This is a genomic window from Roseateles flavus, assembly GCF_039872765.1.
GTDB classification, from domain to species: domain Bacteria; phylum Pseudomonadota; class Gammaproteobacteria; order Burkholderiales; family Burkholderiaceae_C; genus Roseateles_B; species Roseateles_B flavus.
In genome coordinates this window covers 121,488-140,430 of sequence record NZ_JBDPZC010000003.1, presented here as the reverse complement: position 1 = coordinate 140,430, position 18,943 = coordinate 121,488, and the positions used below count along the sequence as shown (strand labels likewise).

At 69.9% G+C, this 18,943-nt stretch carries 15 protein-coding genes; 7 read left to right on the top strand and 8 right to left on the bottom strand.

The window, feature by feature from the left end; translation table 11 throughout:
- The first annotated feature begins 67 nt into the window (after positions 1 to 67).
- Both ABDJ40_RS08515 and ABDJ40_RS08510 read left to right on the top strand, forming a co-directional pair.
- Positions 68 to 1,288: an efflux RND transporter periplasmic adaptor subunit gene (locus ABDJ40_RS08515; protein WP_347608748.1), complete on the top strand. Its 1,221-nt coding sequence runs from the start codon at positions 68 to 70 to the stop codon at positions 1,286 to 1,288.
- A gap of 22 nt (positions 1,289 to 1,310) precedes the next feature.
- Positions 1,311 to 4,370: an efflux RND transporter permease subunit gene (locus ABDJ40_RS08510; protein ID WP_347608746.1), complete on the top strand. Its 3,060-nt coding sequence runs from the start codon at positions 1,311 to 1,313 to the stop codon at positions 4,368 to 4,370.
- Positions 4,371 to 4,530: 160 nt separating this feature from the next.
- On the opposite strand, the gene ABDJ40_RS08505 is transcribed toward ABDJ40_RS08510, so the two are convergent.
- A complete protein-coding gene (locus tag ABDJ40_RS08505) occupies positions 4,531 to 5,223 on the bottom strand; it encodes a Crp/Fnr family transcriptional regulator (protein ID WP_347608744.1) in 693 nt (230 codons plus the stop codon).
- A gap of 167 nt (positions 5,224 to 5,390) precedes the next feature.
- Here ABDJ40_RS08505 and dcd point away from each other — a divergent pair, with 167 nt between their 5' ends.
- Both dcd and ABDJ40_RS08495 read left to right on the top strand, forming a co-directional pair.
- Complete coding sequence (gene dcd / locus ABDJ40_RS08500; RefSeq protein ID WP_183102741.1) at positions 5,391 to 5,957, top strand: dCTP deaminase; 567 nt, start codon at positions 5,391 to 5,393, stop codon at positions 5,955 to 5,957.
- Between the two features lie 129 nt (positions 5,958 to 6,086).
- Positions 6,087 to 6,416, top strand: a complete 330-nt coding sequence (locus ABDJ40_RS08495; protein WP_347608742.1) for a hypothetical protein — start codon at positions 6,087 to 6,089, stop codon at positions 6,414 to 6,416.
- 63 nt (positions 6,417 to 6,479) lie between these two features.
- Here the strand turns inward: ABDJ40_RS08495 and ABDJ40_RS08490 are convergent, their stop codons facing one another.
- Positions 6,480 to 6,743, bottom strand: coding sequence for a hypothetical protein (locus ABDJ40_RS08490; RefSeq protein ID WP_269629560.1), 264 nt, complete (start codon positions 6,741 to 6,743; stop codon positions 6,480 to 6,482).
- 211 nt (positions 6,744 to 6,954) lie between these two features.
- On the opposite strand from ABDJ40_RS08490, the gene ABDJ40_RS08485 reads away from it, so the two are divergent.
- The gene (locus tag ABDJ40_RS08485) at positions 6,955 to 9,123 is read left to right on the top strand and encodes a S46 family peptidase (RefSeq protein ID WP_347608739.1); all 2,169 of its coding nucleotides are present in this window, start codon (positions 6,955 to 6,957) and stop codon (positions 9,121 to 9,123) included.
- Positions 9,124 to 9,655: 532 nt separating this feature from the next.
- On the opposite strand, the gene ABDJ40_RS08480 is transcribed toward ABDJ40_RS08485, so the two are convergent.
- Both ABDJ40_RS08480 and ABDJ40_RS08475 read right to left on the bottom strand, forming a co-directional pair.
- The gene (locus tag ABDJ40_RS08480) at positions 9,656 to 10,792 is read right to left on the bottom strand and encodes an alpha-hydroxy acid oxidase (protein WP_347608738.1); all 1,137 of its coding nucleotides are present in this window, start codon (positions 10,790 to 10,792) and stop codon (positions 9,656 to 9,658) included.
- 137 nt (positions 10,793 to 10,929) lie between these two features.
- A complete protein-coding gene (locus tag ABDJ40_RS08475; RefSeq protein ID WP_347608736.1) occupies positions 10,930 to 11,844 on the bottom strand; it encodes a LysR substrate-binding domain-containing protein in 915 nt (304 codons plus the stop codon).
- On the opposite strand from ABDJ40_RS08475, the gene ABDJ40_RS08470 reads away from it, so the two are divergent.
- Positions 11,843 to 12,259, top strand: a complete 417-nt coding sequence (locus ABDJ40_RS08470; RefSeq protein ID WP_347608734.1) for a YbaN family protein — start codon at positions 11,843 to 11,845, stop codon at positions 12,257 to 12,259. The genes ABDJ40_RS08475 and ABDJ40_RS08470 overlap by 2 nt on opposite strands.
- A 12-nt stretch (positions 12,260 to 12,271) precedes the next feature.
- Here ABDJ40_RS08470 and ABDJ40_RS08465 read toward each other — a convergent pair whose 3' ends face one another.
- From ABDJ40_RS08465 to ABDJ40_RS08455, 3 genes are all read right to left on the bottom strand, one after another.
- Positions 12,272 to 14,623: an ATP-binding protein gene (locus ABDJ40_RS08465; RefSeq protein WP_347608732.1), complete on the bottom strand. Its 2,352-nt coding sequence runs from the start codon at positions 14,621 to 14,623 to the stop codon at positions 12,272 to 12,274.
- Positions 14,624 to 14,735: 112 nt separating this feature from the next.
- Positions 14,736 to 15,974 (bottom strand): DNA polymerase IV, encoded by a 1,239-nt coding sequence (gene dinB / locus ABDJ40_RS08460; protein ID WP_347608730.1) that lies wholly within the window; start codon positions 15,972 to 15,974, stop codon positions 14,736 to 14,738.
- Between the two features lie 65 nt (positions 15,975 to 16,039).
- The gene (locus ABDJ40_RS08455) at positions 16,040 to 16,549 is read right to left on the bottom strand and encodes a hemerythrin domain-containing protein (RefSeq protein ID WP_347608728.1); all 510 of its coding nucleotides are present in this window, start codon (positions 16,547 to 16,549) and stop codon (positions 16,040 to 16,042) included.
- A gap of 221 nt (positions 16,550 to 16,770) precedes the next feature.
- On the opposite strand from ABDJ40_RS08455, the gene ABDJ40_RS08450 reads away from it, so the two are divergent.
- Complete coding sequence (locus tag ABDJ40_RS08450) at positions 16,771 to 17,487, top strand: hypothetical protein (protein WP_347608726.1); 717 nt, start codon at positions 16,771 to 16,773, stop codon at positions 17,485 to 17,487.
- A 9-nt stretch (positions 17,488 to 17,496) separates the two neighbouring features.
- On the opposite strand, the gene argH is transcribed toward ABDJ40_RS08450, so the two are convergent.
- The gene (gene argH / locus ABDJ40_RS08445; protein WP_347608724.1) at positions 17,497 to 18,894 is read right to left on the bottom strand and encodes an argininosuccinate lyase; all 1,398 of its coding nucleotides are present in this window, start codon (positions 18,892 to 18,894) and stop codon (positions 17,497 to 17,499) included.
- Positions 18,895 to 18,943: the final 49 nt, after the last annotated feature.

Genomic DNA, 18,943 nt, shown 5'->3' with positions numbered 1-18,943 from the left:
AAGGGACATGTCAGCGCAGCCCGGGCACAGCGCCGCTACATTGCGCGATCGTTCCGGGATTTCGCGCATGAAGAAGAGCTTGCACAAGGGTTTGGTGGTGGTCGGCCTGCTGGCCGCCGTGGGCGTGGCCTATGTCTGGCAGCGGCCGGGTTCGCTGCCGCCCCCGGCCGCCGGCAAGACCACGGACAAGGCCGCCCCGGGCGCCAAGGATGGCAAGGATGGCAAGGATGGCAAGGATGCCAAGCCCGCCGGCCCCGTGCCCGTCGAGGCCCGCCAGGTGCAGCTGCGCACCCTCAGCGATGACACCCAGGCCGTGGGCAGCCTGCGCGCCCACCAGTCCGTGGTGCTCAAGCCCGAGTCCGCCGGCCGCATCGTCAAGCTGGGTTTCCAGGACGGCCAGCGGGTGCGCAAGGGTCAGGTCTTGATCCAGCTGGACGACAGCCTGCAGGCCGCCCAGCTGCAGCAGGCCGAGGCCCAGGCCCACATCGCCCGCACCCAGCTGCAGCGCAACAAGGAGCTGCTGTCCCAGGGCTTCGTGACCCCCAGCGCCCTGGACCAGGCGCAGGCCACGCTCGACGTCGCCGAGGCGCAGGTGGCCCTGGCCCGTGCCCAGCTGGCCCGCATGCGCGTGCTGGCGCCCTTCGACGGCATGGCCGGCATCCGCACGGTGAGCCTGGGCGACTACGTGAAGGACGGCGCCGAGCTGGTGTCGCTGGAAGACAGCTCCACCGTCTGGGTGGACTTCCGCCTGCCCGAGCGCGAGGCGCCCCGCGTGCGCCCCGGCCAGGCCTTGCAACTGAGCCTGGACGCCCTGCCGGGCAAGCAGTTCGACGCCCGCGTGCAGGCCCTGGACGCCCAGCTGGACGCCAACGGCCGCTCCCTGCTGGTGCGGGCCCAGGTGCTCAAACCCGGCCCTGAGCTGCGCTCGGGCCTCTTTGCGCGTGTGCGCCTGAGCCTGGGCGAGCGCCAGCAGGCCGTGGTCGTGCCCGAGGAAGCCCTGGTGCCGATGGGTGGCAAGCAGTACCTGATCAAGCTGGTGCCGGCCCCCGAGGGCCAGGGCCAGGTGGCCCAGCGTTTCGAGGCGAAGCTGGGCCTGCGGGTGCCAGGTCTTGTCGAGATCACCGAAGGCCTGAAACCGGGCGACTGGGTCGTCACCGCCGGGCAGGCCAAGCTGATGCGTGGCGACGGCCAGCCGGTCAAGCGGGTGGACGTGGACCAGCAGGGCGCCAAGCCCGCTGCGGCCAGCACCCCGGCCAGCACCCCGGCCAGCGCGCCGTCCAAGGGCTGAGGCGGCAGAGCGAGGAGTTCCCATGCGTCTGTCCGAAATTTCAATCCGCCGCCCGGTCTTCGCGACCGTCATGTCCCTGATGCTGCTGCTGGTGGGGCTGGTGTCCTTTTCCAAGCTCTCGCTGCGCGAGTACCCGCGCATCGACGAGCCGGTGGTCACCGTCAACACCCGGCTCACGGGCGCCTCGTCCGAGGTGATCGAAAGCCAGGTCACCAAGCCGCTGGAGGACTCCATCGCCGGCATCGAGGGCGTGGACACCGTCACCTCGATCTCGCGCTCCGAGCAGAGCCAGATCACGGTGCGCTTCAAGCTCGAGAAGAACCCCGACAACGCCGCCGCCGACGTGCGCGACCGCGTGGCCCGCGTGCGCGGCCGCCTGCCCACGGCGGTGGACGAGCCGGTGATTGCCAAGGTCGAGGCCGATGCACAGCCCACGCTGCGCATGGCCTTCACCAGCGAGAGCATGGACCCGCTGGAGGTCACCGACCTCGTCAACCGCGTGGTCAAGCCGCGCCTGCAGACCATCCCCGGCGTGGCTGACGTCGAGATCGGCGGCGACCGCCGCTACGCCATGCGCATCTGGCTGGACGCCGACCGCCTGGCCGCCTACCGCCTCAGCGTGCAGGACGTGGAGGACGCGCTGCGCAAGCAGAACCTGGAGGTACCCGCCGGTCGCGTGGAGAGCCAGCAGCGCGAGTTCAACGTCACCGCGCGCACCGACCTCAATACCGTCGCCCAGTTCCGGGACATTGCGCTGCGGCAGTTCAATGGCTACACCGTCAAGCTCTCAGACGTGGCGCGCATCGAGGAGGCCGCGGCCAGCGAGCGCTCGCGGGTGCGGCTCAACGGCATTCCCTCGGTCTCGCTGGGCGTGATCAAGCAGGCCACGGCCAATCCGCTGGAGGTCTCGGAGGCGGTGACGGCCATGATGCCGCGCCTGCAGCAAGACCTGCCCCCCGGCATCACCGTGCGGCCGGCCAGCGACAACGCCGTCTTCATCGACCGCTCCATCAAGTCCGTCTACCACACCATCGCCGAGGCCGTGGTGCTGGTGGCGATGGTGGTGTTCCTGTTCCTGCGTACGGTGCGCGCCTCCGTCATTCCGCTGGTCACGATTCCCGTGAGCCTGATCGGCTCCTTCGCGCTGATGGCCGCGGCGGGCTTCACCGTCAACACCATGACGCTGCTGGCCCTGGTGCTGGCCATCGGTCTGGTGGTGGACGATGCCATCGTGGTGCTGGAGAACATCTTCCGCCACATCGAAGAGGGGCTGAGCCCCTTCCAGGCCGCACTGCGTGGTGCGCGCGAGATCGGCTTCGCCGTGGTGGCCATGACGCTGACGCTGGCCGCGGTCTTCGCGCCCCTGGCCTTCACGCCGGGGCGCACCGGCCGGCTCTTCGTGGAGTTTGCGCTGACCCTGGCCGGCGCGGTGCTGGTCTCGGGCTTCGTGGCGCTGACACTCACGCCCATGATGTGCTCCAAGCTGCTTCGGCATGTGGAGCAGCCCACGCGCTTCGACGCCGGCATGGAGCGCATCCTCGTCTGGATCAGCGATCGCTACGCCGCGGCCCTGCGCTTCGCCCTGCGCCAGCGCTGGCTGGTGCTGCTGGTGATGGCCAGTGCGGCGGGCGGCAGCTGGTGGCTGTTCTCGCATGCCAAGAGCGAGCTTGCGCCGATGGAGGACCGCGGCGTGGTGGTGATGCCCATCACCGCACCCGACGGCGCGACGCTGGAGTTCACGGCCCGCTACCTCGATGCCGTCGAGCGCATCGCCTCGCAGTACCCGGAGTTCGAGCGCCGCTTCTTCTTCGCGGGTGGCTCGACGGTGTCCCAGGGCATGTCCATCCTGCGCACCGTGGACTGGGACGATCGCAAGCGCAGCACGCAAGACCTGGCACGTTCGCTGATCCCGCAGGTGAGCCAGCTGCCAGGCGTCAACGCTTTCCCCATCACGCCGCCCAGCCTGGGCCAGGGCTTCAATTCGCGGCCGATCAGCTATGTGGTGGTCAGCGGGGACAGCTATGAGAACCTCAACAAGGTCGTGCAGCAGTTCCAGGCCGAGATGGCCAAGAACCCCGGCTTCGTGCAGGTGGACAACGACCTGCGCCTCAACAAGCCCGAGATCTTCATGGAGGTGGACCGCGAGCGCGCGGCGGACCTTGGCGTGCAGGTGGACCAGGTCGCCCGCACGGTGGAGACCATGCTGGGCAGCCGCGTGGTGACCCGCTACAAGCGCGACGCCGAGCAGTACGACGTGCTGGTGCAGACCGAGGCCCAGGCGCGCAGCACGCCGCAGCAGATCGAGCAGCTCTATGTGCGCAGCCGCACGGATGCGCTGGTGCCGCTGTCGGCCGTGGTCAAGGTGCGCGAGGCGGTGAGCCCCAAGGAGCTCAACCACTTCAACCAGCGCCGCGCCGTGACCATCAGCGCCGGCCTGGCCCCCGGCTATGCCCTGGGCGAGGCCCTGCAGGACATGGACCGCATCGCCGAGCGCGTGCTGCCCCTGGGCTACGCGACCGAGCTCAACGGTGTGACCCGCGAATTCAAGGCCTCCAGCGGCGCGCTGGGCCTGGTGTTCGTGCTGGCCCTGCTGTTCATCTTCCTGGTGCTGTCGGCGCAGTTCGAGAGCTTTGTCGACCCCTTCATCATCATGCTGTCGGTGCCGCTGTCCATGGTGGGCGCGCTGGCGGCGCTGCAGTGGAGCGGCGGCACGCTCAACGTCTATTCGCAGATCGGCCTGATCACCCTGGTGGGGCTGATCACCAAGCACGGCATCCTGATCGTCGAGTTCAGCAACCAGCTGCGCCAGCAGGGGCGGGACACGATGGCGGCCGTGGTCGAGGCCTCGGCCCTGCGCCTGCGCCCCATCCTGATGACCACCGGCGCCATGGTGCTGGGCGCCTTGCCGCTGGCCCTGGCCACCGGCGCGGGCGCCGAGAGCCGCCAGCAGATCGGCTGGGTCATCGTGGGCGGCATGAGCCTGGGCACGCTGCTGACCATCTTCGTGGTGCCCACCATGTACGTGCTGCTGGCGCGCCGCAGCGTGCCGGGTGAGATCGCCACCCCGGCGATGGAGTACTGAGGCCCCCAGACCTGTCACTGCGTGCCAGGCCCCCCGAGGGGGCAAGGAAACTTGGGGCGGCCCGGCGTTTCCGGGGCATCGCCCCCAGACCTGTCACTGCGTGCCAGGCCCCCCGAGGGGGCAAGGAAACTTGGGGCGGCCCGGCGTTTCCTTGTGACGATCAGCCCTGCGCCGTCGGCGCGCCGCTGCGGTAGGCCCGCAGCCCCGCCAGGTCCAGCACCCGGATGCCGCGCCGGCTGACGCTGATCAGCCCGGCGCGCTCCAGTGCCTGCAGCGAGATGTTGGTGCGCTGGCGCGAGACGCCGGCCAGCTGGCCCAGCTCGGCCTGGCTCAGGTGGAGCAGGGGGCCGGGGTCGGGGTAGACCTCGGGCTGGTAGAGCCCGGCCAGGGACTGGGCGATGCGCGCGGTCGAGTCCAGCATGCGGTCCACGCAGAGCTTGGCGATGAAGCCGCCCATGCGCGCGCCCATCAGCTGCTGCAGGTAGTGATTGAAGGGCAGGCTGGTCTGGCGCAGCTGCTCGAAGCAGTCCAGGGGCATGAGGGCGACCTGACAGTCGCTCAGGGCCCGGCCGTCGTACTGCCAGTGGCCGCGCTTGATCAGCGTGCCCTCGCCGAACCAGCCGCCGGCGGCCAGGCTGGTGAGGCTGGTTTCCTTGCCGTCGGGCATGCTGACGCTCATGCAGGCCACGCCGCTGATCAGGCCCAGCCAGTGCAGGGCAGGCTCGCCCGCACGCACGATGGACTGTCCGGCGGCGACCTCGGTCTGGTGGCATTGCGCGATCACGGCCTCCAGCACCTGGGCGCTCAGGCCCCGGCCCCAGACCGACTTCCTCACCATCTCAGCCAGGCTCATGCCCACATCCGCTCCCAGGATCCTGCATCAGCCGGGGATTCTAGGGACGCTGCGCTGCCGCAAGGACGCAGCCGCAGCTGCGCCTAGAATCCGCGCGACAGTTCAACAACGGTGGGACGCCCCTCATGGGCGCCGGACATGGGCCATGAAGCCCTTGGGGACGAGAGATGAGCATCAAGAGCGACAAATGGATCCGCCGCATGGCCGAGCAGCACGGCATGATCGAGCCGTTCGAGCCCGGCCAGGTGCGGGAGGCCGACGGCCGCAAGATCGTCAGCTACGGCACCTCCAGCTATGGCTATGACATCCGCTGCGCGCCCGAGTTCAAGATCTTCACCAATGTGCACAGCACCGTGGTCGATCCCAAGAACTTCGACGAGAAGAGCTTCGTGGACTTCCATGGCGACGTCTGCATCATCCCGCCCAACAGCTTCGCGCTGGCCCGCACCGTCGAGTACTTCCGCATCCCGCGCAATGTGCTGACGATCTGCCTGGGCAAGAGCACCTATGCGCGCTGCGGCATCATCGTCAACGTCACCCCCTTCGAGCCCGAATGGGAAGGCTATGTGACCCTGGAGTTTTCCAACACCACGCCGCTGCCGGCCAAGATCTATGCGGGCGAGGGCTGCGCGCAGGTCCTGTTCTTTGAAAGCGACGAGGTCTGCGAGACCTCCTACCGCGACCGCGGCGGCAAGTACCAGGGCCAGGTCGGCGTGACGCTGCCCAAGGCCTGAGGGGCGCCCCCGGCCGCCGTGCGCGGCACTTGAATCGAAAAAGCCGGGCATTCCCCGGCTTTTTCGCGCTCAAGTTCCGGCGCCGGCCGGCATGATGGACCCAGGCAGTACCACCATTCGAGGTCCACCATGAGCTTCCCTCTGCACCTGGTTCCCAAGGCAAGCGCCCCCGCGGCGCCCGAGCTGCACGTCCATGGCGCCCTCGAGGATCTGCCCGAACTGGGCCTGGGCCTGACCCTCAGCACCGGCATCGACATGGCCGAGCTGCAGGCCTTCAGCCGCCTGATGGAGGCGCAAGGCCTGCCCCTGCAGCCCACCCGCATGATCTACGACCGCCTCTACGCCTTCGACTGCCTGGCCCTGGCCCATGGCAGCGGCAGCGAGGCCCTGCAGCGCATGGCCCTGCACATCTTCGACGCCTACCAGGCGCGCGGCGAGTGGATCGGGCTCATGCACTGAGCGACCCGGCAGCCCGTCAGCCCAAGCCCTCCGCGCGAGGGCTTCGTTGTTTCTGGCGCAGCTTCAGAGCGCCGTCAGCCAGTCGCAGCGCAGCCGCCCGCTGCGGTGCAGCCGGCGCCGCGCCAGCACGTAGCAGCGCGGGCTGATCGAGGCCACGAAGCACAGGGGCAGGGCGGCCCATTCGCCCGACAGCAGCGTGCCGGGCAGGCCCACCCAGCCCATCAGCCAGCTGGTGAGCACCAGATTCCAGGTGAAGAGCTCCACGCCATGGGCCGACGGATGCAGGATCAGCCAGCGCTTGATGCTGGCCAGCTGGCTGAGGGTCATGGCTTGCCTCCGTCAGTTTCGTGTCAGCTCATTTATCGGCGATGGCCCGGGAATCCGCCAGGAAGGTGGGCCCTGGCGCTGTCCCCTGAACAGGTCTTGCCAGCGACCGGGCCGGCTGCCATTTGGGGAATGACCCAATGCCGGACGGCACATCGCCGAGGCCCTGAATGCGTGTATGGTCGCGGCTTCTTCTCTCTTCATGACCCAACCCATGAACGCAGTCACCCTGGCCCGCTTCGCGCTGGCCCCCCTCGCGCTGGCCGCCGGCCTGGCGCATGCCAACGAAGGCATGTGGATGCCCCAACAGCTGCCCCAGATCGCCAAGGACCTGAAGGCCGCCGGCCTGGCCATGGACCCGGCCAAGCTGAACAAGCTGACCGAGTTCCCCATGGGCGCGGTGATCAGCCTGGGCGGTTGCACGGCCTCCTTCGTCTCGCCGCAGGGACTGGTGGTGACCAACCACCACTGTGCCTACGGCAGCATCCAGTACAACTCCACGCCCCAGCGTGACCTGATCAAGAAGGGCTTCCTGGCCAACAGCTTCGAGGAAGAGCTGCCGGCCGCGCCGGGCAGCCGCGTCTTCGTGACGGTGGACGTCAAGGACGTCAGCGCCGAGGTGCTGGACGCGAAGGTCCAGGCGCTGAAGGGCAAGGCCCGCACGGACGCCATCGAGGCCAAGCAGAAGTCCCTGATCGCCGCCTGCGAGCAGGACAAGGGCCACCGCTGCACCGTCAGCGCCTTCTACGGCAGCCTGGTCTACCAGCTGATCAAGCAGATGGAGATCCGCGACGTGCGCCTGGTGCATGCGCCGGCGGACATGGTCGGCCGCTTCGGCGGTGACACCGACAACTGGATCTGGCCCCGCCACACCGGCGACTACAGCTTCTACCGCGCCTACGTGGGCCCGGACGGCAAGCCGGCCGACTTCAGCAAGGACAACAAGCCCTACCAGCCCAAGCACTTCCTGAAGCTGGCCAGCAGCCCGCTGAAGGAAGGCGACTTCGTGATGGTCACCGGCTACCCCGGCCGCACGAGCCGCTACCGCCTGCCCACCGAGGTGGACTTCACCTTCGGCTGGGAGCGCCCGACCAGCATCAAGGCCTTTGGCGAGTACCTGGACCTGATCAAGCGCGAGACCGAAGGCCGCCGCGACGGCGAGATCAAGATGGCCGGCACCGTGGCCGGGCTGGGCAATGCCTACAAGAACTGGCAGGGCCAGCAGGCCAGCTATGATGGCAGCGACATCCTCGCCCGCAAGTCGGCCGCCTATGCCGAGCTGAAGGCCTGGGTGAATGGCGACGCCAAGCGCCGCGAGCAGTACGGCGCCAGCCTGGACAATGTCGACCGCCTGCTGGCCGAGCGCAATGCCCTGGCCAAGCGCGAGGTGCTGCTGGGCCTGAGCCTGCCCACGCTGCTGAACTCGGCCGCCGGCCTGTACGAAGGCGCCGTGCAGCGCAAGCTGCCGGATGCCGAGCGCAAGCTGGGCTTCCAGGAGCGCGATGCCCTGCGCCGCCGCCAGGGCCTGGAAGCCCTGGACCGCCGCTATGACGAGCAGACCGACAAGGCCAAGACCGTGCACTTCCTGGGCCAGTACCTCGCCCAGCCGGCCGAGATGCTCAACCCGGCCGTGCTCAAGGGTCTGGGCCTGACGGCCAACATGCCCGCCGACGCCCTCAAGGCCCGCGTGGACGCCCTGTACGCGGGCAGCAAGCTGGCTGACAAGGCCGAGCGCCTGGCCTGGTTCGAGCGCAGCACCGAGGACTTCGAGAAGAGCAGCGACAGCTTCATCGCCGCCGCCGTGGCCCTGCACGCCGACACCGAGGCCCGCGAGAACCGCGCCAAGGAAATCGGTGGCCACATCCAGCAGGCTTATGCCGACGTGATGAAGGCCCTGATCGCCTTCAAGGGCAGCAAGGGCCAGGCCGTCTATCCGGACGCCAACGGCACCCTGCGCGTGAGCTTCGGCAAGGTCGCTGGCCGCGACGGCGCCGACGGCACCACCTGGACCGCCTTCACCACCCTGCGCGGCATCCCCGCCAAGCACCAGGGCAAGGGTGACTTCGACGCCCCCGCCGAGCAACTGGCCGCCATCAAGGCCGGCGAGTTCGGCAAGTACGGCATGAAGTCCCTGAACTCGGTGCCGGTGAACTTCCTGGCCACCCTGGACACCACCGGCGGCAACTCCGGCTCGCCCGTGCTGAACAAGAACGCCGAGCTGGTGGGCCTGCTGTTCGACGGCACCCTGGACGCCGTGATCTCGGACTGGGACTTCAACGAGAAGACCACCCGCAGCATCTGCCTGGACGCCCGCTACATGCAGTGGCAGATGAAGTACGTGGACCGTGCCGATCGCCTGCTCAAGGAAATGCAAGCACTTTGAATCCCCCCCTACCGGCTTCGCCGGCCCCCCAGGGGGCGAGCTTGAGGGCCCGGCAGAGCCGGATCCCCAAGCTCCGCTGGGGACAAAACGGGACCTGCGTTGGGTCCCGTTTTGCTTTCTGGTCCGCGCTCTGCTGCGGGCACCGTGCTTCGCGGGGCCTCAGGGGCAGTTCAAGTTCAAGCGCTGGGCCAAGGACAAAGCCCTCCACGGCAAGGGGGCGCGCCCGCAGGCCCGGCAAAGCCGGATCCCCAAGCTCCGCTGGGGACAAAACGGGACCTGCGTTGGGTCCCGTTTTGTTCTTTGTGGCCATGCGCGTTGGCGAGCGGGAGGTTCTGGAAAGGCCGGGTCACCAAGCTCTGTCGGGGAATGAAGCGGGACCTACTTTGGGTCCCGTTTTGTTTTCCGGCCCGCGCTCTGCTGCGGGCACCGTGCTTCGCGGGGCCTCAGGGGCAGTTCAAGTTCAAGCGCTGGGCCAAGGACAAAGCCCTCCACGGAGGGCTTTGTTCATTTCGGCTGTGCGTGTCGGGCGGGCTTACTTGAGCAGGATGCTCCCGTCGACGTCGGTGATGCGGGTGCGGCCGCAGAAGGCCATGCTGAGGTCCAGCTCCTTGTGGATGATCTCCAGGACCTTGGTGACGCCGGGGCCGCCCATGGCGCCGAGGCCGTAGAGGAAGGCGCGGCCGATGTAGCAGCCGCGGGCGCCCAGGGCCCAGGCCTTGAGCACGTCCTGGCCGCTGCGGATGCCGCCGTCCATGTGCACCTCGATCTCCGACCCCACGGCGTCGACGATGGCGGGCAGGGCACGGATGCTGGATTCGGCGCCATCCAGCTGGCGGCCGCCGTGGTTGCTGACGACCAGCGCATCGGCGCCGCTCTGCACGGCCAGGCGCGCATCCTCCACGTCCTGGATGCCCTTGAGGATGAGCTTGCCGCCCCAGCGCTGCTTGATCCAGGCCACGTCGTCCCAGGAGAGCGCCGGGTCGAACTGCTTGGCCGCCCAGTCCGACAGCGAGCTCATGTCGTCCACCCCCTTCACATGGCCCACGATGTTGCCGAACTGCCGGCGTGGCGTGCCCAGCATGCCCAGGCACCAGCGCGGCTTGGTGGCCAGGTTGAGCAGGTTGGCGAGGGTGGGCTTGGGCGGCGCGGAGAGGCCGTTCTTGAGGTCCTTGTGGCGCTGGCCGAGGATCTGCAGGTCCAGGGTGAGCACCAGGGCGCTGCAGCGGGCGGCGCGGGCGCGGTCGATCAGGCGCTCGATGAAGCCGCGGTCCTTCATCACATAGAGCTGGAACCAGAAGGGCTTGCTGGTGCGCGCCGCGACGTCCTCAATGGAGCAGATGCTCATGGTCGAGAGCGTGAAGGGCACGCCGAAGGCCTCGGCGGCCTGGGCGGCGAGGATCTCGCCGTCCGCGTGCTGCATGCCGGTCAGTCCGGTGGGCGCCAGGGCCACGGGCATGGACACCGCCTGGCCCACCATGGTGGTGGCGGTGCTGCGGTTCTCCATGTTCACCGCCACGCGCTGGCGCAGCTTGATGCCCCGGAAATCGCTCTCGTTGGCGCGGTAGGTGCTCTCGGTCCAGCTGCCGGAATCGGCGTAGTCGTAGAACATGCGGGGCACGCGGCGCTGGGCCAGCTGTCGCAGGTCTTCTATGCAGGTGATGACGGGCATGGGGCCTCCGCTTGCTTGCCTTGGGAATCAGGTCCAGGCGCGATCCTAGTGGCAGCGGGTGGGTCCCTTGCGGAATCTGCCGCCGAGTGGCGCGGAAGGCTTTTCCGAGCCCTTGCGGGGCCACTTCGGAGGGCAGATCAGGCCGGCGTCAGCGAACGGCAGTGCTGGCGCAGCCAGTCGGCCAGCGCCTGCAGCCCCGGCGAGGCCTGGGCCGGCAGCGGGCGCAGGGCATAGGCCTGGGCCGCCGGCACCTCCAGGGCCCAGGGGCGCAGCAACAGGCCCTGGTCCAGCAGGCGGCGGGCCAGCGAGCGCCCGACCAGGGCCACGCCCTGACCGCACTCGGCCGCCTGCAGCACCAGACCGAGGTCGATGAAGCGCGGGCCCTCGTCCGGCTCGATGGCGGGCAGGCCGGCCGCCTGCAGCCAGGGCAGCCAGGATTGCAGCGGCGTTCGCAGCAGGGGCAGGGGCAGCAGGTCCGACGGCGCGGGCCGCTCGGGCAGGCGGACGGCCAGCGCGGGCGCGAGCAGGGGCGTCACGGTGTCCCGCAGCAGCAGCTCGGCCACGGGCGGCTGGGGGGCATGGTAGACCTGCAGCTCGGCCTCCGGCGCGCCGTCGCCCAGATAGGGCACGCTCAGCACGAGCTCCAGCTCCAGGTGCGGAAAGGCCTGGCTGAAGGCGGGCAGGGCGGGCACCAGGATCTGGCGGGCGAAGGTGGGCGGGGCGCACAGGCGCAGGCGCTCGCGGCGCTGCTGCGGGCGGCGGTGCTGGGGCGCGGCGGCGAGCAGGTCCAGGGCGGCGCGCACCTGCTCCAGGTACTCGCGCCCCGCGGCCGTGAGGCTCCACTGCCCGCCCTGGCGCTGGAACAGGGCCAGGCCCAGCAGCTCCTCCAGCGCGCCGATTCGCTTGCCCACCGCGCTGGCGCTGATGTGCAGGGCCTCGGCGGCCGGGTCCAGCATGCCCAGCGCCGCCACGGCCTGGAAGGCGCGCAGCCCCTCGATGGAGGGCAGGCGCAGGTCCGGCGCCAGTGACGGGGCGTGCGAAGATGGATTCATGGACAAGGCTTTCGACGATCAAGCGATGGCACCGCGGCCCCTGTGGCGCCGCCTGCTGTGGGGCATGGCCGGGCTCCTGAGCCTGGGCCTGGGCATTCTCGGCATTTTCCTGCCCCTGCTGCCCACCACGCCCTTCGTGCTGCTGGCGGCCTTCTGCTTTTCCCGCAGCAGCCGCCGCTGCGAGGCCTGGCTGCTGGGCCATCCCCGCTTCGGTCCCATGATCCACGACTGGCGCGCCTACCGTGCCATCCCCTGGCGGGCCAAGCAGCTGGCCTGGGTGATGATGGCCCTGGGCTCGGCCCTGGGCGCCTGGCGCCTGCCCCTGGCCTGGTGCTGGGTGCCCGCCGCCTGCTGCCTGGCCGTGGGGCTCTGGATGTGGTCGCTGCCCACGCGCGAGCGCCTGAAGGCCGGCTAGGCGCCGGCTGGCTCAACGCGCCTCGGCCGCTGCGGCCCCCTGCAGCGGCAGCTCCAGACGCAGCGCAAAGCCCCGCTCCGGCCGCAGCAGCTGGGCCTGGCCGCCCAGGCGCCTGGCCAGGTTGTCCACGATGTACATGCCCAGGCCCGAGCCGCCCTGGCCCCGGCGCGTGGTGAAGAAGGGCTCGAACACATGGACGCGGGCCGCCTCGCTGAGGCCCACGCCGTCGTCGGCATAGTCGATGCGCAGCAGCGGCCCGCAGGCCTGTGCGCGCAGGCTCAGCGTCCCGCCCTGGCCCTCCGGGAAGGCATGGGTGAGGCTGTTCATGATGAGGTTGGAGAGGATCTGGCTCAGCAGGCCCGGCACGGTCTCGATCTGCAGGCTGTCCTCGACCTCCAGCCGGCATTCGACCCTGGCACGTCGCAGGGCGGGGCTGTGCACAGACAGCACGCTCTGCAGATAGTCCTTCAGCGCCAGGCGCTGGGGCGCCTCGGCGTTCTGGTCCACGGCAATGCGCTTGAAGTCGCCCATCAGCGTGGCGGCGCGCTGCAGGTTGCGGTCGACCAGGTCTGCTGCATTGGCGAGCTGGGCGGCCAGGGCCTGGAGTTCGCTGCGGGTCAGCTTCTCGCTGCCATCGGCGACGCGGCCCAGGCGCCGTGCGTGGTCGGCCACGCCCGAGGCCGCGGTGATGGCCACGCCGATCGGCGTGTTCACGTCGTGCGCGATGCTGGCGACCATGCGGCCCAGCGAGGCGAACTTCTCCTGCTCCAGTTCCTGGCGCGCGGCCTTGGCCCGGGTGAGGTCCAGGGACAGCAGCAGGCGCTCGCAGATCTTGGCCAGATGGCTGGCACTGAGCAGGTCCTCGCGGGTCCAGGCGCGCTCGATGCCCTCGCGCTGCAGCCACAGGATGCCGCGCAGCTGCTGCTGCAGGCGTAGCGGCACCTCGATGCGGCCGCCCTGGCGCTGCGCCCGAGGCCGCTGCAGCAGGGCGGCGCCGTACGGGTGCAGGCGCATGTCGCGGATCACCAGCGGCTCCTGGGTGTCGGCCAGCAGCTGGAGGTAGGCGCCGCAGTGCTCGGGGTCCAGGCCCTCGTCATCGGGTTTGCCGGCCTGCGCGATGCTGAGGAACTGCTGCTGGCTGCCTTCGTCCCACCAGACCGTCCAGTCGTCCAGGCTCATGATGGCCAGGACCTGCTCGCGCATCTGCAGCAGCGCCAGGCGCAGGTCCTCGGGGGTCTCCACGCTGAAGTGCTGGTTGGAGAGGGCCAGCATGCGCTCCTCCGGCCCCTGGCGCAGGTGGTCGAAGCGCACCAGGGCGCTCAGGCGCTCGGGCAGGCTGAGGCGGTAGAGCTCGGCCTCCAGGGCCTGGTGCTGCCAGAGCTGGTCCAGGGCCTCGCCGAGGCGGCCCGCATGCTGGTAGAGCTGGGCGAGGGCCTTGTGAGCGCTGCTCTGCTGGCGGCGCGCCCCCAGGCTGCGCGCCAGGGCCAGGGCCTGCTCGCCGCTGCGGATGGCCTGGGCCCAGTCCTGGTCCTCCATGGCCAGCTCGGTGAGGGTGGCGCTGGCCATCGCCTCCAGCCACACATAGCCGCAGCGGTGCGCCGACTGCAGGGCCTGCTCGCAGAGCCGGCGTGCCGCCGATTCTTCGCCGCTGGCCTGGGCGCAGCGGGCCAGGTGCCACTGGCTCTCGGCCACATAGTCCCGGTGCCCGATGCTGCGGGCCCATTGCTGGCCCTGTTCGAAGCTGGCGCGGGCCTGGGCGTACTCGGCCCGGTTGTACTGGGCCACGCCCAGGTTCAGCAGCAGCTTGGCCTGCAGATAGCGGGCGGCCAGCCGCGGCGCGCCGCTGCGCAGCTGGCTCTGCGCATCCAGCAGCAGGTGCTGGCCGGTCTGCCAGTCGCCGAGCGCGAAGTGCAGCTGGGCCAGGCCGATGCAGGGCCCCACCCCTTCGAGGCTGCCGGGCTGCAGCGCGGCGAGGTCCAGGGCCTCGGACCAGTGCGCGCTGGCCTCCTGGTACTCGGCGGCCTGGTAGCACAGCCGCCCCAGGTTCTCGTGCAGGCGCGTCACCTGGCGGACGAGCCCGGCGTCCTGGGCCTCGGCCAGGGCCTGCTGAAGGGCCTGCCGCAAGGGCGCTGCGCGGCCCAGGCGCTCGCTGGAGAAGAACAGGCCCTGCAGCAGCTGCAGGCGCCTCAGAAGGGTCAGGTCTTGCGCGCGCTGCAGCGCATGCTCGTAAAGGGGCAGGGCGCAGCGGGGATGCCGCATGCCGGCATAGGCCAGGGCGTGGATGAGGCGCGCCGCCTCGGCGTCGTCGCAGGCGGGGGCGCCGGCTTGCTGCCCGGCAGGTGGCGAGTGCTGGTACTGCTGCATGCCGCTCCTTGGTGTCAGGCCCCTGGCAGGCCGTGCTCCGAGGGGTTCGGCATCCAGGATACCCAGGGTCGGCAGTGCCGACCAGCCTACAAGCCCGGGGGCAGCGTGCAGCTCAGAACAGCGACAGGTTCTCGAGCCGAGCCTGCGCGGGCCGCGCGATCCGGGCCGGCGGGGGCGGCGCCTCTCCCGGCCGGCTCAGCGAGGCCATGCGCACACCCAGCAGGCGCAGGCGCTGGCTCAGGTCCACCCGCTTGAGGCACTGGCCGGCCGCCTGGCGGATGGCGGCGGCGTCCTGGATGGGCAGGGCCAGGGTCTGGTCCCGGGTGACCGTGCGGAAGCCCTCGAATCGCAGCTTGATGCCCACGGTGCGGCCCAGATAGCCCTTGCGCTGGAGGTCGGCCGCGAGCTGCTCGCAGAGCTCGGTGAAGATGCGGCCCAGCAGCTCGCGGTCGTGCCTGGCGTGCAGATCGCGCTCGAAGGTGGTCTCGCGGCTGATGGAGACGGGCTCGCTGTGCGTCACCACCGGGCGCTCGTCCCGCCCGTGCGCCGCCTCGTGCAGCCAGGCGCCGTAGCTGCGGCCGAAGCGTTCGATGAGCATCGCCGGCGCGGCCGCCGCGAGCTCGGCGATGGTCTGGATGCCCAGGGTCTCCAGCTTGGCCGCCGCCTTGGGCCCGATGCCGTTGATGCGGCGGACCGGCAGGGGCCAGATGCGGGTGGGGATGTCCTCCTCGGTCAGCACGGTCAGGCCGTCGGGCTTGTCCAGGTCGGAGGCGATCTTGGACAGCAGCTTGTTGGGCGTGATGCCGATGGAGCAGCTCAGCCCTGTCGCCCGGCTGACGCTGTTCTTGATCTCGCGGGCCACGGCGCGCACGCCGCCCAGGGGGTCGTGACCCACGGGTTCATGGACGCCGGGCACGGCGCTGAGGTCGATGTAGATCTCATCGATGCCGCGGTCCTCGATGACGGGCGCGATCTCGGCCACCGCGGCCTTGAAGAGGCGGGAGTAGTGGCGGTAGGAGTCAAAGTCGGTGGGCAGCAGGATGGCGTCAGGCGCCAGCAGGCCAGCCTTCATCAGGCCCATGGCCGAATACACGCCCAGAGCGCGGGCGGCGTAGGTGGAGGTGGTGACGACGCCGCGGCCGGTGTAGTCCCGCAGCCGCGCGTACTGCCGGCTGCCGTCTTCCAGGGTGCGCGGCGCATGCATGCGCCGGCCGCCGATCACCACCGGCTGGCCCTTGAGCTCCGGGTAGCGCAGCAGCTCCACGGAGGCGTAGAAAGCGTCCATGTCCAGATGGGCGATCCAGCGCCGGGGGGGCGCAGCCGCATCGGAAGGGCGCTCGAGCTCAGTCATGGTGGCATTGTCGCGCTGCCGCCCTGACAGGCGCTGTCAGCAGCGCCCTGCGCCGCGGCGGGCGCTCAGTGGCCGCAGCTGCTGCTGCCGCAGGAGGTGATGGCCTTCTCGCCCTGGGTGGCCTGCGTGGCGGTGGCCTCGCTGGCCTCGGGCTTGAGCAGCACGCCGGTGGCGCTGTCGTAGCCGACCTGCTGCATGTGGAAGACCAGGGCGGCGTCCATCATCTCGGCATGGGCCGGGAACCACTGGGCGAGTTCGGGGCCGATGATGCGCATGGGCTCCAGGTCCTTCAGCTCCAGGGCGTAGCGGCGGACCTCGCGCAGGGTGTCCAGCACCATCTCGTGCTGCTTGCTGTGGCAGTTCTCGGGTGCGAAGCCGGTGGCGGCCATCCAGCGCTCTTCCATCGCGAAATGCGCCTCGGTGTGGGCCAGCAGGGTCTCGAAGGCGGGCATGGGGTCGCCCCCGCCGGCCAGGGCCGTGGCGAAGTCATTCAGCAGGCCCACGAATTCCTCGTGGGTGTCGTCCAGCTCGGTGTGCTGCAGCGCGAGCTCGGGGGTCCAGGTGATCAGGCTCATGGGCCGAACGATACCTGAGCTGCCAGACAACGCCCGGCCGGACGCCTGCCGCCGGCGGGAATCTTGCGCGTGATCAAGGTCCGGCTGCGCCCGCGGGCGTCGCCGGCCGGCGACGCCCGTGCCCCCTGATTGCGGGGCCTCCTGAGAAGCTAGGGGGACGCTCGCCGGCCGATCGGTCCTAAGGTTCAGCCCACTCTCGTTCATCACCCCAGGAGGTTTCCATGACCGATCAAGCCCTCAAGGCTCAAAAGCCCCTGTTCAAGCACCTTGCCGGCGCCCTGGCCCTGGTCGCGGCTGCGGCCGCGCCCTCCCTGGCACGGGCCGACGTGCTGCTGGAAGGGGCCACCGTCGCCCTGTTGACGGGCACCAGCTCGGCCGCCGAGCCCCAGCTGGCCGGCACCATCATCGAGGACCGCAGTGATGCCTTCAGCTTCAGCAGCACCAACGGCATGGTGTCCGGCAGCATCCAGTCGCGGGTGGTGCGCTCGATAGACGGCACCGTGGACTTCTACTGGCGCGTCACCAGCGATGCGGGCTCGGCCGACGACCTCGGCAGCTTCCGCCTGGGCCAGCTCTTCACCAGCGAGTACCGGGTGAACTGGCGCAATGACGGCATGGGAGATGTGTCGCCCGTCAACGCCCACCGCTTCAGCGGCACCATGGCCAGCGACATCAACTTCAACTTCCAGCGCATGGGCCCCACCGGCGGGATGACGGGCCTGGGTGCGGGCCTGTCGTCCTACTTCATGTTCCTGGACACCGACGCCACGGCCTACGACTTCTCGGGCCTCATGGACGTGGCCGACATGAGCCACACCCACATCTCCGGTCTCTTCAGCACCTTCGCGCCCACAGTGAGCAAGGTGCCGGAGCCGGGCAGCCTGGCGCTGGCGGGGCTGGCGCTGAGCCTGCTGCCCCTGCGCCGCCGTCGTCGCTGAAAGCCGGCTTCAGGCCAGGCGTGCCCGGTGGCGAGCCACCTGGGCACGTACCTGGTCCGGTGCCGTGCCGCCCAGGATGTTGCGGGCATTGAGCGAGCCGCGCAGCGAGAGCACGTCGAACACGTCGGCCTCGATGCGCGCATCGAAGGCCTTCAGCGCGTCCAGGCTCAGGGCCGAGAGGTCGCGGCCTTCGGCGATGGCGGTCTTGACCGCATGGGCCACGACCTCGTGGGCGTCGCGGAAGGGCAGGCCCTTCTTGACCAGGTAGTCGGCGAGATCGGTGGCGGTGGCATAGCCGCGCATGGCGGCACGCTCCATGGCCTCTGGCTTGACGGTGATGCCGGCGGCCAGCTCGGCAAAGATGCGCAGGGTGTCCTTGAGCGTGTCGACGGTGTCGAACAGCGGCTCCTTGTCTTCCTGGTTGTCCTTGTTGTAGGCCAGGGGCTGGCCCTTCATCAGCGTGATCAGGCCCATCAGGTGGCCCACCACGCGGCCGCTCTTGCCGCGGGCCAGCTCGGGCACGTCGGGGTTCTTCTTCTGCGGCATGATGGACGAGCCGGTGCAGAAGCGGTCGGCCAGGTCGATGAAGCCAAAGCTCTGGCTCATCCAGAGGATCAGCTCCTCGGACAGGCGCGAGACGTGCACCATCACCAGCGCGGCCGCGGCGCTGAACTCGATGGCGAAGTCGCGGTCGGACACGGCATCCAGGCTGTTCTGGCACACGGCCTCCATGCCCAGCGTGCGGGCCACGCGTTCGCGGTCCAGCGGGTAGCTGGTGCCGGCCAGGGCTGCCGCGCCCAGGGGCAGGCGGTTCACGCGGCGGCGCACGTCGGCCATGCGCTCGGCGTCGCGGGCGAACATCTCCACATAGGCCAGCAGGTGGTGACCGAAGGCCACGGGCTGGGCCACCTGCAGGTGCGTGAAGCCGGGGAGGATGGTCTCGGCATTCTTCTCGGCCACGTCGACCAGGGCGAGCTGCAGCGCGGTCAGCAGCTGGGCGATCTCGTCGATCTCGCCGCGCAGCCACAGCCGCACGTCGGTGGCGACCTGGTCATTGCGGCTGCGGCCGGTGTGCAGGCGCTTGCCCGCCAGGCCCACGAGCTCGGTCAGGCGGGCCTCGATGTTGAGGTGCACGTCCTCCAGGTCCAGCTTCCATTCGAAGCGACCCGCCTCGATCTCCTCGCGGATCTGGGCCATGCCGCGCTGGATGGCGGCGTGGTCCTCGGTGCTCAGGATGCCCTGCGCGGCCAGCATCTCGGCGTGAGCGAGGCTGCCGTCGATGTCCGCCTTCCAGAGCCGCTTGTCGAAGAAGACGCTGGCGGTGTAGCGCTTGACCAGCTCGCTCATCGGTTCGGAAAACAGCGCGGACCAGGCTTGGGACTTGTTGGCGAGTTGGTTGTCGGACATGGTTTGTTGCAAGGCGGCGGGCCGCTGCCGGGTGGCGCGGGCCCAGGGC